15 protein-coding genes and 1 tRNA gene are annotated in these 13,523 nt (G+C 63.1%); 5 read left to right on the top strand and 11 right to left on the bottom strand.

What is annotated here, in order from left to right; all coding sequences use genetic code 11:
* Nucleotides 1-3 precede the first annotated feature (3 nt).
* Nucleotides 4-78: transfer RNA gene (locus tag C5F46_RS09545), tRNA-Glu, on the top strand.
* Nucleotides 79-109: 31 nt separating this feature from the next.
* Here the strand turns inward: C5F46_RS09545 and C5F46_RS09540 are convergent.
* From C5F46_RS09540 to C5F46_RS09520, 5 genes are all read right to left on the bottom strand, one after another.
* Entirely contained in the window at nucleotides 110-571 is a 462-nt protein-coding gene (locus C5F46_RS09540; RefSeq protein ID WP_168796867.1) for a tyrosine-type recombinase/integrase, read from the bottom strand.
* A 1-nt stretch (nucleotide 572) separates the two neighbouring features.
* A complete protein-coding gene (locus tag C5F46_RS09535; protein ID WP_235820137.1) occupies nucleotides 573-827 on the bottom strand; it encodes a metallophosphoesterase family protein in 255 nt (84 codons plus the stop codon).
* 115 nt (nucleotides 828-942) lie between these two features.
* Complete coding sequence (locus C5F46_RS09530; protein WP_107325129.1) at nucleotides 943-1,254, bottom strand: hypothetical protein; 312 nt, start codon at nucleotides 1,252-1,254, stop codon at nucleotides 943-945.
* Nucleotides 1,255-1,650: 396 nt separating this feature from the next.
* Nucleotides 1,651-2,952 (bottom strand): NAD-dependent dihydropyrimidine dehydrogenase subunit PreA, encoded by a 1,302-nt coding sequence (preA, locus tag C5F46_RS09525; protein ID WP_107325128.1) that lies wholly within the window; start codon nucleotides 2,950-2,952, stop codon nucleotides 1,651-1,653.
* Between the two features lie 10 nt (nucleotides 2,953-2,962).
* Nucleotides 2,963-4,297 (bottom strand): NAD(P)-dependent oxidoreductase, encoded by a 1,335-nt coding sequence (locus C5F46_RS09520; RefSeq protein ID WP_107325169.1) that lies wholly within the window; start codon nucleotides 4,295-4,297, stop codon nucleotides 2,963-2,965.
* Between the two features lie 270 nt (nucleotides 4,298-4,567).
* Between C5F46_RS09520 and accB the strand changes: the two genes are divergently transcribed.
* The 3 genes from accB (at nucleotide 4,568) to aat (ending at nucleotide 7,129) form a co-directional block, all read left to right on the top strand.
* Nucleotides 4,568-5,056, top strand: a complete 489-nt coding sequence (accB, locus tag C5F46_RS09515; protein ID WP_107325127.1) for an acetyl-CoA carboxylase biotin carboxyl carrier protein — start codon at nucleotides 4,568-4,570, stop codon at nucleotides 5,054-5,056.
* Nucleotides 5,057-5,063: 7 nt separating this feature from the next.
* Nucleotides 5,064-6,410, top strand: a complete 1,347-nt coding sequence (gene accC, locus C5F46_RS09510) for an acetyl-CoA carboxylase biotin carboxylase subunit (RefSeq protein WP_107325126.1) — start codon at nucleotides 5,064-5,066, stop codon at nucleotides 6,408-6,410.
* A 77-nt stretch (nucleotides 6,411-6,487) separates the two neighbouring features.
* Entirely contained in the window at nucleotides 6,488-7,129 is a 642-nt protein-coding gene (gene aat / locus C5F46_RS09505; RefSeq protein ID WP_107325125.1) for a leucyl/phenylalanyl-tRNA--protein transferase, read from the top strand.
* On the opposite strand, the gene C5F46_RS09500 is transcribed toward aat, so the two are convergent.
* The 6 genes from C5F46_RS09500 to C5F46_RS09475 all read right to left on the bottom strand — a co-directional run bounded on the left by C5F46_RS09500 (nucleotide 7,093) and on the right by C5F46_RS09475 (nucleotide 11,742).
* Nucleotides 7,093-7,446 carry a DUF2155 domain-containing protein gene (locus tag C5F46_RS09500; RefSeq protein ID WP_107325124.1) on the bottom strand — a complete coding sequence of 118 codons (354 nt, stop codon included), beginning with the start codon at nucleotides 7,444-7,446 and terminating at the stop codon, nucleotides 7,093-7,095. The genes aat and C5F46_RS09500 overlap by 37 nt on opposite strands.
* Nucleotides 7,443-7,910 (bottom strand): outer membrane lipid asymmetry maintenance protein MlaD, encoded by a 468-nt coding sequence (gene mlaD, locus C5F46_RS09495; RefSeq protein ID WP_107325123.1) that lies wholly within the window; start codon nucleotides 7,908-7,910, stop codon nucleotides 7,443-7,445. The genes C5F46_RS09500 and mlaD overlap by 4 nt, the downstream gene beginning before the upstream one ends.
* Nucleotides 7,911-7,914: 4 nt before the next feature.
* Nucleotides 7,915-8,289 carry an NADH:ubiquinone oxidoreductase subunit NDUFA12 gene (locus C5F46_RS09490; protein ID WP_107325122.1) on the bottom strand — a complete coding sequence of 125 codons (375 nt, stop codon included), beginning with the start codon at nucleotides 8,287-8,289 and terminating at the stop codon, nucleotides 7,915-7,917.
* Between the two features lie 71 nt (nucleotides 8,290-8,360).
* Complete coding sequence (gene clpX / locus C5F46_RS09485) at nucleotides 8,361-9,626, bottom strand: ATP-dependent Clp protease ATP-binding subunit ClpX (RefSeq protein ID WP_107325168.1); 1,266 nt, start codon at nucleotides 9,624-9,626, stop codon at nucleotides 8,361-8,363.
* A gap of 135 nt (nucleotides 9,627-9,761) precedes the next feature.
* Nucleotides 9,762-10,394 (bottom strand): ATP-dependent Clp protease proteolytic subunit, encoded by a 633-nt coding sequence (locus C5F46_RS09480; RefSeq protein ID WP_107325121.1) that lies wholly within the window; start codon nucleotides 10,392-10,394, stop codon nucleotides 9,762-9,764.
* Between the two features lie 115 nt (nucleotides 10,395-10,509).
* On the bottom strand, nucleotides 10,510-11,742 hold the full coding sequence (locus tag C5F46_RS09475) for a urate hydroxylase PuuD (RefSeq protein WP_107325120.1): 1,233 nt from the start codon (nucleotides 11,740-11,742) through the stop codon (nucleotides 10,510-10,512).
* Nucleotides 11,743-12,147: 405 nt separating this feature from the next.
* On the opposite strand from C5F46_RS09475, the gene C5F46_RS09470 reads away from it, so the two are divergent.
* On the top strand, nucleotides 12,148-13,523 hold a 1,376-nt coding region (locus tag C5F46_RS09470), incomplete at its 3' end, for an OpgD/OpgG family glucan biosynthesis protein (protein WP_107325119.1).

Here is a 13,523-nt window from a genome sequence, read left to right as displayed (position 1 = left end):
CGCGGCCCGTTCGTCTATCGGTTAGGACACCAGGTTTTCAACCTGGGAAGAGGGGTTCGACTCCCCTACGGGCTGCCACTTCTTCTTGTAAATCATTGTTAATCATGGGTTATTCCTTCTCGCTGTCCAACGGGTCAGAAGAGTTGGACAAATTCTTGAGCCTTGCGAAGCCGCTGTCGGCGAGTTTTGAGCGACTTGCCGCCTTGGTGTAGATTGCAGCCTGTGACGTATCGGTGTGCGCCAGAAAGGCCGCAATCTCATTCTCGGTTGCACCGGCAAGCGCTAGCCTTGCGGCCCCTGCCTTTCGTAGCCCGTGTATCGAGCCGGGTACTCCGGCCTTCACGCACTTATCACGAAACCAGTTCCCAAAGGATTCGACCACGTACGGTTCCTGGCTACCGTCCTTGGGCAAGAAGAACTGCTGGTCTGCGGGGACGTGTTCAAGTGCGTCTTCAAGTTCGGGAAGCAGCGGCAAGTCGGCTTCGACCCCTGTTTTGCTTCGGGCATATACAATCCTCTGTTTGCCGTCTCGCATCCCACAGATCGGGGTTTTGCGATAGGACCGGGACATCTCAGAACTCCTTCGCCTTATGCTCGACATCCACCCAATGCTTGTTCACGGGCAGGGTTTTGGCGCGTCGGGCGATATCCTCAAAGCGCACTGGCATGAAATCCCAAACATCGACGCCCGCGTTGATGCTGTTGCGCGACCCTTTCCAGTTGTTGTGGACGTGACCAAAGATTTGGAGCGCGTCACGGCGGGCGCGGTTCCAGGTGATCATGGGATAGTGGCACAGCGTATGGCCGAGGGGGGTTGGCAGAGACATACGAAATGTCTCCGCCGGAAACGTTCCCTTGTCTTTCCACCACACGCGCCGCCGAAACCGCGTAGGATCAGCGGGTTACAGCGCGCCTGACAGTTCCGATTTCTGTCCCTGACTGTCAGGTGGCGGGGCTGGCACCTGCCTTCTTCTTTGCGGCGGCGGCTTCCAACGCCGCGTCATCGTCATCGGACCAGTTGGACCAATCGGCAGCGCCCTGTGTCATTGCCGATCCGGCGAACGATCCAGCCTTCTGCGCGTCATAGAAATTCTGGACGTAGGTCCGATACCGCTGGTAGAGCCGCAGCTTCACTTCGAGGGAAAAGCCAAACCACCTTGGGCCGTAAAGATCGGCGGGATACTTGACCTTGGCCTCATGCTTCCCCGTCAACCTCGGAAACTTGGCTTCAAAGAGCTTTGCCTTCTTCTCCATCCTTGATGACTAGAACGGCGTGGCCGAAGCCCGCGACGCCCGTGTAATAGACCGCGTAAAAGCCTTCCATGTGCGAACCCCTGTCACGATTGCGTTATACAACATCATGTGGGAACCAGCCCGACGCAATCAAGACCTTGCTTCGCCTATGACAACGAAAAAAGCCGCGCCCGAAAGCGCGACAGTTGTTCCGATCTTCACTTCGGGAACTATTCGGCGAACAATTCGGCAGGGATGCCCACAAGGGGCGCGTCGGGGTCGATACCCGCAGCGGTGCAGGCTTGGCGCATGGTGGCCCCTGCGGCGACCCGCAGCACGGCCTGCCTGCCGCGACCGCCAGCGCGGCGGCGGCGGAAATCGGCCCCGACTGCCCCCGCGCAAGCCAAGCCCCCGGCCTTATTCCGCCGCCTTGGCCATAGGGTTGTTGGGATGCGTGGTCCAGTTGGCATAGGGTTCCACCTTGCGGCCGGTGCGCGGGTCGGTGGCGCCAACGGGCAGTTCCTTCATGGTGATGCAGTTTTCGACCGGGCAGACATCGACGCAAAGGTTGCAGGCCACACAGTCTTCGTCTTTCACGGTAAACACCCGGTCGGCGCCCATGGCGATGGCCTGGTGGCTGGTGTCCTCGCAGGCGGCATAGCAGCGGCCGCATTTGATGCACTTGTCCTGATCAATCACCGCCTTGGTGACATAGTTCAGGTTCAGATACTGCCAGTCGGTCACGTTGGGCACCGCGCGGCCCACGATCTGGCCGGTCGAGGTGAAGCCCTTGGTGTCCATATACTCCGACAGGCCCGAGATCATTTCCTGCACGATCTTGAAGCCATAGGTCATCACCGCCGTGCAGGCCTGCACATTATGCGCGCCCAGAGCCATGAATTCGGCGGCATCGCGCCAGGTGGTGACACCGCCGATACCAGAGATCGGCAGCCCCGCGGTGGCCGGGTTGCGGGCGATTTCAGCCACCATGTTCAGCGCGATGGGTTTGACCGCCGGGCCGCAATAGCCGCCATGCGTGCCCTTGCCGTCGATGGTGGGTTCGGGCGCAAAGCTGTCGAGGTTGACCGAGGTGATCGAATTGATCGTGTTGATCAGGCTCACCGCATCGGCGCCGCCGCGTTTGGCGGCCTCGGCGGGGCGGCGGATGTCGGTGATGTTGGGGGTCAGCTTGACGATGCAGGGCATGCGTGAATTGGCCTTTACCCAGCGGGTGACCATTTCGATGTATTCGGGCACTTGCCCCACGGCGCTGCCCATGCCGCGTTCGGCCATCCCATGCGGGCAGCCGAAGTTCAGTTCCACCCCGTCGGCCTCGGTGTCTTCGACCTGCTTGAGGACGAATTTCCAGCTTTCCTCATCGCAGGGCACCATCAGCGACACGACCATTGCACGGTCGGGGTAGTCGCGCTTGACCGCCTTGATCTCGCGCAGGTTCACCTCCAGCGGGCGGTCGGTGATCAGTTCGATGTTGTTCAGCCCCATCAGCCGCCGGTCGGGGCCATAGATCGCGCCGTAGCGCGGCCCAGAGACGTTCACCACCGGCGCGCCATCCAGCCCCAGTGTTTTCCAGACCACGCCGCCCCAGCCAGCCTCGAAAGCGCGACGGACGTTATACTCCTTGTCGGTGGGCGGCGCCGAGGCGAGCCAGAACGGGTTGGGGGATTTGATGCCCACGAATTCGGATGCAAGGTTTGCCATGGTCTTCCCCTTACGCCATCAGGCTTGCATGGATGTCGTCGGCCGCATCGCGCCCCTGCGCGACAGCCGTCACCGTCAGATCTTCGCCGCCGGGGGTGCAATCGCCTCCCGCCCAGACGCCGGGCAGGCTGGTGCGGCCCGCGCCCGTCACCGCGACCTTGCGACCCGCAAGCGTCAGCCCCTCGGGCAGGGCGCCCAGCTTCTGCCCGATGGCGGTCAAGACCTGATCGGCCTTCAGCCGGAAGGTTTCGGGCAGGGTGTGCAGCCCTTGGGCGCCTTCGGCGGTATAGGCAAATTCAACCTCGGCCACAGCGCCCGCGCCATGTATCGCCACCGGCGCGGCATGTTCGACGATCTTGACGCCGTTCGCGGTGGCATGGTCCTGTTCCACCCGGCTGGCCGGCATCTGCGCGCGTGACCGGCGATAGGCGATGGTCACAGTCTCGGCCCCCAGCAGTTTTGCCTGCACGGCGGCGTCGATCGCGGTCATGCCGCCGCCGATCACCACCACATTGCGCCCCACGGGCAGCATGGCCAGATCAGACGCCTGCCGCAGATCGGCGATGAAATCGGTGGCGGGGGTGACATGGGGCAGATCCTCGCCCGGAATGCCCAGGGCATTCACGCCCCCCAGACCCAGCCCCAGAAACACCGCGTCGAAATCGGCGCGCAGGCCATCAAGCATGATGTCGCGCCCCAGCGCGCAAGCGCCTTCAAATGTGATACCGCCGATCTGCATCAGCCAGTCCACCTCGGCCTGCGCAAACCCGCCCGGCGCCTTGTAAGAGGCGATGCCGTATTCGTTCAGACCGCCGAGCTTGGGGCGGGCGTCAAACACCGTCACCTCATGCCCCAACAGCGCCAGACGGTGCGCGCAGGCAAGCCCCGCTGGCCCCGCCCCCACGACCGCCACGCGCCGCCCGCTGGCCGCGGCACGCCCAAAGGGCTGGGGGCCTGCGCGCATCATCGTATCGGTGGCAAAGCGTTGCAATGCGCCGATCTCGACCGGCTTGCCCTCGGCCGCCTCGCGCACGCAGGCGCCTTCGCACAGGGTTTCGGTCGGGCAGACGCGGGCACAAATGCCGCCAAAGATGTTTTGCGACAGAATTGTTCTTGCCGCTGCCATCGGCGTTCCGGTGGCGATCTGGCGGATGAACAGGGGGATGTCGATGCCGGTGGGGCAGGCCGTGATGCAGGGCGCATCATGGCAGAAATAGCACCGGTCGGCGGCCACCCGCGCCTCGTGCCCATCCAGCGGCGGAGCGACATCGGCAAAGTTCGTGCAATAGTCCCCGGCGCGGAGCCGCCCGGCAACAACCCCCGGTGTCAGCTGGCTTGTGGTCACATCGACCTCCCTGGCTTGCGTGTTTTGCAAAGGCTGGCACAGGTCATTTTTTTTATCAAACGGTAAAATACGCCGCAGTGCGACAGCCTGCTGGCTGCACATGCGGCAGGCAGACCCGCGGCCCTATGCCGCAAAAAGTAGCCCCATGGCGATGACCTGTCGGAAAACTCGCGGCTTTCCTCGCCCGCCGGGCTGGCGTATAACCCCCCGGATATTGGCTGCGCCCGCACAGGATGCGGGCCCCTGCCGCGCATCAGACCTGAGGATGGCATGACCCAACAACCCCATGACAGCGACGTGGCCTTCATTCAGGCGCTGGCAGAGCTTTTGAACAAGAACGAGCTGACCGAGCTGGTCGTGAAACGCGAATACGGCGAAGACGACAGCCTTGAGGTGCGCGTGGTCAAGCAGGCGACCGTGGTGGCCGCAGCCCCGGTGACCTATGCCGCGCCGGTCGCCACCGCCCCCGCCCCCGCCGCCGCAGCCCCGGTCACAGTCGCCGCAACCAGCGACCCTGCTGCGCATCCGGGCGCTGTGCCGTCACCGATGGTCGGCACCGTCTATCTTGCCGCCGAGCCGGGCGCCGAGCCCTTCGTGGCCGTGGGTAGCCCGGTGCGCGAGGGCCAGACGCTGCTGATCATCGAGGCGATGAAGACCATGAACCACATTCCCGCGCCGAAATCGGGCACCGTGAAACGGATTCTGGTCGATGACGGAACGCCGGTGGAATACGGCACCCCCCTGATGATCATCGAGTGAGGCGGCCATGTTCGACAAGATCCTGATCGCCAACCGGGGCGAGATCGCGCTGCGTGTCATCCGGGCCTGCCGCGAGATGGGGATTGCGTCCGTCGCCGTCCATTCCACCGCCGATGCCGACGCCATGCATGTGAGAATGGCCGATGAATCGGTCTGCATCGGGCCGAACCCCTCGTCGGAAAGCTATCTGTCGATCCCGGCGATCGTCTCGGCCTGTGAAATCACCGGCGCACAGGCGATCCATCCAGGCTATGGCTTTTTGTCGGAAAACGCCAATTTCGTGCAGGTGCTGGAAGATCACGGCATCACCTTTATCGGCCCGTCGTCGGATCACATCCGCATCATGGGCGACAAGATCACCGCCAAGGACACGATGAAAAAGCTGGGCGTGCCCTGTGTGCCCGGCTCTGACGGTGGTGTGGCCGATGTGGACAGCGCCAAGCGCGTGGCAGCCGACATCGGCTATCCGGTCATCATCAAGGCCACCGCGGGCGGCGGCGGTCGCGGCATGAAGGTGGCCAAAGACGAGAGCGAACTGGAAGTGGCCTTCCGCACCGCCCGCGCCGAGGCCAAGGCTGCCTTCGGCAATGACGAGGTCTATATGGAGAAATACCTCCAGCGGCCGCGTCACATCGAAATTCAGGTTTTCGGCGACGGCCGCGGCCGCGCAGTGCATCTGGGCGAGCGTGACTGTTCGCTGCAACGCCGCCACCAGAAGGTGTTTGAAGAGGCCCCCGGCCCGGCCATTACCCCCGAACAGCGCGCGCGCATCGGCAATATCTGCGCCGATGCTGTGGCCCGCATCAACTATATCGGTGCCGGCACGATCGAATTTCTGTTCGAGGATGGCGAATTCTACTTCATCGAGATGAACACCCGGCTTCAGGTGGAACATCCGGTGACGGAATCGATCTTTGGCGTTGACCTCGTGCGCGAACAGATCCGGGTCGCCGCGGGCTTGCCGATGGACTTTGTCCAGGAAGACCTGTCCATTCGTGGCCATGCGATCGAGGTGCGGATCAACGCCGAGAAACTGCCCAACTTTTCCCCCTGCCCCGGCAAGATCACCCAGTATCACGCGCCGGGGGGCCTGGGCGTGCGGATGGACAGCGCGCTGTATGACGGCTACACGATCCCGCCCTATTACGACAGTCTGATTGGCAAGCTGATCGTGTTTGGCCGCGACCGCCCCGAGGCGCTGGCACGACTGAACCGCGCGCTGGGCGAGCTGATCGTGGACGGAATTGACACCACGGTGCCGCTGTTCCGCGCACTGCTCGAAGAACCCGACATCCAGCGGGGGGACTATTCGATCCACTGGCTGGAAAAGTGGCTTGCCCAGAACTTCAGTTGACGCCTTGGCCGGGTGGGGCATTTGCACCGCCCGGCGAATTGCGCCAGACTGGCTGCGTTTCCAAGTAACGTGACCGGATGCGCACCGCCGACCTGACCCCCGATCTGCTGTTGTCGGCCTACGCGCAGGGCATCTTTCCGATGGCCGAAACCCGCGACAGCGACGTGCTGCACTGGTTCGACCCGCAGCGCCGCGGTATTCTGCCCTTGGACAATTTCCACATATCGCATTCCCTGCGGCGGTTTGTTCTGCGAGAGAATTTCACTATTCGAACCAACAGTGCCTTTTCGGCGGTGGTCGCAGGTTGCGCTGCGCGCCCCGAAACCTGGATCAGCGCGGGTCTGGTCGATCTTTACGACAAGCTGCACGACAGAGGCCTTGCCCATTCGGTCGAGGTCTGGGACGCTCAGGGGCTGGCGGGGGGCGTGTTCGGGATCGCCCTGGGCGGCGCATTCTTTGGCGAAAGCATGTTCTCGCAGCGCACAAACGCCTCAAAGATCGCGCTGGTCTGGCTGGTAGACCGGCTGCGACGGGCGGGGTTTTCGCTGCTCGACACCCAATATATCACGCCGCATCTGCAAACCCTCGGCGGACGGGAAATCCCGCGGGCTGCCTACCGGGCGCTGCTGGCTCGCGCCCTGGCCCGCCGCTGCCAGTTCACCGCCCCGCCCGAAGAGGGTGCTCAGTCGGTCTTGCAGCGAATGACCCAGACGTCATAGCGGTGATGGTCCAGCGCCGAAAGCGCGGGGCTGTCGGCGATCATCCAGCCCGAAAACACCTCGGCATTCTGCGTGGTATCAACCACGGTCAGCCGGGCGAAGGCGTTGGAGGACGGGTCTTCGACCGGATAGCGGCATTCCCACAGCGTCACCTGCAACCGGCCATAGGCACGGGTTTCGCCCGCGCGCATGTCGAGATCGGTGGTGACGCCGGCAATCTTGTCGAGCCCGCGCAAAACGGCCCCCGGCGCCTCGGCCACCTGCTGCGCGCCAGCGGCGCCCGTCAGCGCCAGCAGCACCAGCGCGGCGCGGATCACTCGGCCCCCTCGGCGGGTTTGTCACCGCCGCCATCGACAAATTTCATCATCAGGGAAATCACGCTGACAGCGCCCTGGGTATCCTCGATCTCATCGCCGGGCGCAAAATTCTCAAGGCTGCCGCCGGGCTGAAGCTCGATGAAAGCCCCCCCCAGCAACCCCTCGGACGACACCAGCACCGTGCTGTCATCCGGCACCAGAACATCGTTGCGGATCGAGATCGTGGCATCGGCAAAGAAGGTCTGCGGATTCAGGTCCAGCGCGGTCAGGGTGCCCACCTTGACCCCTGCCAGCCGCACATCGGTACCAACCGTCACCCCCTCGACCGAACGGAACGAGGCGCGCAGATCATAGCTGCCAGCGCGCGCGCCAAAACCTGCGCCCTGCCCGGCCCAGACCACAAAGCCCACCGCAACTGCCAGAACGGCAGCGCCCGTCAACACCTCAAGGCGATTTTCCGACATCGGTCTATTCCGGCTGCCACGCCTCATAGTCGCGGCGCACCAATGGCTCGGTCCGGCGCAGCGACCCGGCGGGGGCATGGGCGCCTTCGGTGCCGGTCAGGTTTTCCAGATGCGGCAGTTCCCAGGCCTTGTGCGCCAGAGGCTTTTCGCTGGGCGTTTCATCCCAGGTGTAATGCAGCCAGCCGTGCCAGTCCGGCGACACCCGGCTTGCCTGAACCTCGCCGTTGTAGATGACCCAGCGGCGTTTTCCATCGCGCGAGCGATAGTAGATGTTGCCCTGCGTATCCTCGCCCACCTTGACGCCATGGCGCCGGGTGAACAGTTCTGTGCCATAGGTCTGGTTGTCCCACCAAGTCGCAAAGCGAAGAAGGCGTTTCATCTCTATCTCTCCCAAAGGCTCCCGCGCCCGATATGCCGCAGACGCGCTCGCAGGTCCAGCGCCTTGCGCCCTCAGCCTGCGGTGGCCGAACCCTTCTTGGCCTCGGAATGGATCAGCAGCGGCGCGGTGCCCGGCGTATTCACCGCATCCTCGTTCACCACCACCTCTTGCACCGATGCCAGCCCCGGCAGTTCGAACATGGTATCCAGCAGGATATCCTCCATGATCGACCGCAACCCGCGCGCCCCCGTCTTGCGCTTGATCGCACGCTTGGCAATGGCCGTCAGCGCATCTTCGGTGAAGGTCAGCTTGACGTTCTCCAGGTCGAACAGCCGCTGGTACTGCTTGACCAAGGCGTTCTTCGGCTCGGTCAGAATGGTGACCAGCGCGGCCTCGTCCAGATCGGTCAGGGTGGCGATCACCGGCAGGCGACCGACAAATTCGGGGATCAGGCCGAATTTCAGCAGATCTTCGGGTTCCAACTCCTTGAACAACTCGCCTGCGCCGCGCGATTCAGGGTCTTTGACTTCGGCGCCAAAGCCGATCGCGCTGCCCTTGCCGCGCTGTGCGATGATCCGGTCAAGCCCGGCAAAGGCGCCACCGCAGATGAACAGGATATTCGTGGTGTCCACCTGGAGGAATTCCTGCTGCGGGTGCTTGCGCCCGCCCTGAGGCGGCACCGAGGCAACTGTGCCCTCCATGATCTTCAGCAGCGCCTGCTGCACCCCCTCGCCCGACACGTCGCGTGTGATGCTGGGGTTGTCGGACTTGCGCGTGATCTTGTCGACCTCGTCGATATAGACAATGCCGCGCTGCGCGCGTTCCACGTTGTATTCGCTGGCCTGCAACAGCTTGAGGATGATGTTTTCCACATCTTCGCCGACATAGCCCGCTTCGGTCAACGTGGTGGCATCGGCCATGGTAAACGGCACATCCAGAATCCGCGCCAATGTCTGCGCCAGCAGCGTCTTGCCGCAGCCGGTGGGGCCGATCAGCAGGATGTTCGACTTGGCCAGTTCGATGTCGGATTTGCCGCCATGGTTCAGCCGCTTGTAGTGGTTGTGCACCGCGACCGACAGCACGCGCTTGGCATGTTCCTGACCGATGACGTAATCGTCCAGCACCTTGCAGATGTCGCGCGGCGTGGGCACGCCATCGGTCGATTTCAGGCCGCTGGTCTTGGTTTCCTCGCGGATAATGTCCATGCACAGTTCGACGCATTCATCGCAGATGAACACGGTCGGCCCTGCAATCAGCTTGCGCACTTCGTGCTGGCTCTTGCCACAGAACGAGCAGTAGAGCGTGTTCTTGCTGTCCGAGCCGGTGTTGTTGGCCATCGTCATCCTCTGTGGCTTGCCCGGAACACCTTTGTGCCGGGGCCTTTTAACGGGCTTCCTTCGCCAAAAGACTAGGGCAGCCCCTTGTTCATCACAACGTCAAAATTCCCCGGCGGGGTTGACGATGCGCCGCAGTCAGGCTGCGGGTTTGTCGGGCTCGCCGCGGCTGGACAGGATTTCGTCGATCAGGCCCCAGTCTTTCGCATCCTCGGCCGACATGAAGTTGTCACGCTCCAGCGCCGCCACGACGGTGGCCAGCTCCTGCCCGGTGTGGCGCACATAGATCTCGTTCAGGCGGTTCTTGAGCTTTTGTGTTTCCTGCGCGTGAATCATGATGTCGGTGGCCTGCCCCTGATACCCGCCCGAAGGCTGGTGCACCATCACCCGGCTGTTGGGCAACGAGAAGCGCATCCCCTTTTCACCCGCAGTCAGCAACAGGCTGCCCATCGAGGCAGCCTGACCGATCACCAGCGTCGAAACCTTGGGGCGGATGTATTGCATCGTGTCATAGATCGACAGGCCACTGGTGACCACACCGCCAGGGCTGTTGATATACATGGCAATTTCCTTGGACGGGTTTTCCGCCTCCAGAAACAGCAGCTGCGCGCAGATCAGCGTCGACATGGCGTCATGCACGGGGCCGGCCAGAAAGATGATCCGCTCCTTCAGCAGGCGCGAGTAGATGTCATAGGCACGCTCGCCGCGCGAGGTCTGCTCGACCACCATCGGAACAAGCGTGTTCATGTAAAGATCAATCGGGTCTCTCATCGCTGCCTGCCTCTTTTCGTCTCGTGAAATTCATAGCCCCAGAACCTTGCCCGAGTCTTAGTGTCGCGGCCCCGGCGCTGCAAGGGCGGGAACGCGCTGTTGATGCCCCATCGGCTTAACTCCCGGCCCGCGCCGCCCGATACCACCGCACGATGCGCGCCCGCTCTTCGGGCTCGACAAAGGTCAGGTTGCCCGGCGGCATCGCATGGGTCAGCCCGGCCTGCACATAGATCCGCCGCGCCTCACGCGCGATCTGCGCAGGCGCCTCCAGCACAACGGCCTTGGGCGCGCGGGCAATGCCCGGATAGATCGGCTCGGCGGCGTGGCACATGGAACAACGCGCCACGACGATCTCGGTCACCGCGTCAAACCCCGCGGCCTCGGCAAAGCGGCGGACAGCGGGCGACGTATCGCTGGCCGTGACCGGCTGCGCCGAGGCGGTGCCGATGATCGACAACCAGACGATCAGCGCGAATACCGCCACAGTTGCAATCCATGTCCACCACGGGCTGCCGGTGCCCGCATGGCGGCAGTTGAACCAGTGCCGGATCGTCACCCCCATCAGGAACACAAGGCTGGCAATGGCCCAGTTCCACGCGCTGGCAAAAGCCAGCGGATAGTGGTTGGACAGCATCAGAAACACCACCGGCAGCGTCAGATAATTGTTGTGCAGCGACCTCTGCCGCGCAATCTGGCCATAGCGCGGGTCGGGGCTGCGCCCGGCGATCAAATCGGCCACCACCACCTTCTGGTTGGGGATGATGATCAAAAACACGTTGGCCGACATGATCGTGGCGGTGAAGGCGCCCAGATGCAGCAGCGCCGCGCGCCCGGTAAAAACCTGCGCATAGCTCCAGGCCATTACCACCAGCAGCGCGTAAAGCGCCAGCATCAGCGCCGTGCTGCGGGCGCCAAAGCGCGACTTGCACAGCAGGTCATAAACAACCCAGCCAAAGCCCAGCGACCCCGCCGAGATCGTCACCGCCACCCAAACCGGCAGATCGGCCCGTGCCGGGTCGATCAGCGTGAACTCGGCGCCAAGGTAATAGACCAGCACCAACATGGCAAAACCGGTTAGCCAAGTCGAATAGGCCTCCCATTTGAACCAGGTCAATTCGTCGGGCATCCCCGGCGGGGCCACGCGATACTTACGCATGTGATAAAACCCGCCACCATGCACCTGCCATGTGGCGCCATGGACACCCTCGGGGGCGCCCGGTTCAGGCCGCAGCGACAGGTCAAGCGCGATGAAGTAAAACGACGAACCGATCCAGGCGATCGCGGTGATCACATGCAGCCAGCGCATGGCGAATTCGGCCCATTCCAGCAGTATCGTCCAATCGACCATCGCCCGGCCCTCTGTTGCCTGTTCCCAAGGCTATACCCCACCGCGCAGCACTGTTAAGCGCCGAAATCGCACAGTCCGCACCGCCCGCCCGAGGGCTTTCCAAATTGCCGCACAAAGTGGCGCCCGCGGCCGGGGTCTGACAAAAAAACCACCTGTTTTCGGCGCCTTGCCGCAAGTTCGTCAGATTTCCTCGGCGGATATCCGCCACGACCGGGCATGATCGTCAGCCGAAAAAACCGGGGCCTTCGCGGAAAGATCAACAATATTAGACATCTGCGAAAAAAAGCGGCAAGGCATTCCGTGGGTGCATGGCTGCTATGCGCTACGCACGCCTCCTTCGATGTAGAAGCTTTGCCATCTAACTGTCATCAGTAGCACGCCTTTTCCGGGATTCGCAAAATCACCATGCCCCTTGCCCCTGCCCGCCCTTACGGCCAGTTCCGCCCCTCACGGCGCGCGTTGCTTGCCGGTCTATCGGCCTCTGCCCTGATTGCGGCTGGCACGGGTCTGCCGGGGCCGGTCTGGGCGCAAGACGCCGCGACTGACGGGTTCCGTCCGCAGCCGTTTTCATTCGACCTGCTCAGCGAAGAGATGCGCGCGCTTGCGCAAACCTCCTACCAGGCCCCCGAAAAAGCATCGAGCGATTTTCTGAACCAGCTGAGCTATGATGATTACCGGCTGATCAACTTCAATCCGGGCCGGGCGCGCTGGCGTGGCGACGACAGCCGTTTCCAGCTGCACGCCTTCCACATGGGCTGGCTGTTCAAAGAGCCGGTGCTGTTGTTCGAGATCAACGGCGAGACCGCGCGCGCGCTGCGCTTCAGCACAGATGACTTTCTGTATTACAACGCACTGGCCAGCCGGGCGCCCACCCACGAACCGCTGCCCGGCGTGGCAGGGTTCCGTCTGACCGCGCCGCTGAACCGTCTCGATCTGTTCGACGAGGTGGTGGCATTCCTCGGCGCCAGCTATTTCCGGGCCTTGGGCCGCGGCAATGCCTATGGCCTCAGCGCCCGCGGCCTTGCCGTCAACACCGGGCTGTCAAAGGCCGAGGAATTCCCCCGCTTCTCACGCTTCTATCTGCAACGCCCCGAACCGGGTTCGGATGCGGTGACGGTATTTGCCGCGCTCGACAGCCCCAGCGTGACCGGCGCCTACCGTTTCGTGATCCGCCCCGGCGCGGTCACTGCGATGGACGTAACCGCGCGGCTTTATTTCCGCGCCGATGTGGATCAGGTTGGCATCGCACCGCTGACCTCGATGTTCCTGTTCTCCGAAAAGAATCGCGCGAATTTTGACGACTACCGCCCCAACGTCCATGACAGCGACGGTCTGGCGATCACCCGCGCCGATGGCGACCTGATCTGGCGCCCGCTGAACAACCCGCCGCGGCTGGCCAGCTCCTACTTTGTCGAGGAAAACCCGCGCAGCTTCGGCCTGCATCAGCGCGACCGCGACTTTGCCAATTACCAAGATGCCAGTGCCCATTACGAGCGTCGGCCGTCGGTCAATGTCGAACCCATGGGCAATTGGGGCAAAGGCGCGGTGCGTCTGGTCGAGATCCCGACCGATCTGGAGGTCAACGACAACATCGTGGCCTTCTGGGTGCCCGAGGGCAAAATGCTGGCAGGCACCGCGCGCGAATTCGCCTACCGCCTGCTTTGGGGCGATCTGCCGCATGACAGCCGCGATGACCGCGCCTATATCTTTGAAACTCGCGCCGGACACGGCGGCGTGTCAGGGGTGGCCAGCACCGACGGCACGCGGAAATTCGTGGTTGA

Source organism: Phaeovulum veldkampii DSM 11550 (assembly GCF_003034995.1).
In the GTDB taxonomy this organism is placed as follows: Bacteria; Pseudomonadota; Alphaproteobacteria; order Rhodobacterales; family Rhodobacteraceae; genus Phaeovulum; species Phaeovulum veldkampii.
This window is presented reverse-complemented; position numbering and strand designations above follow the sequence as displayed.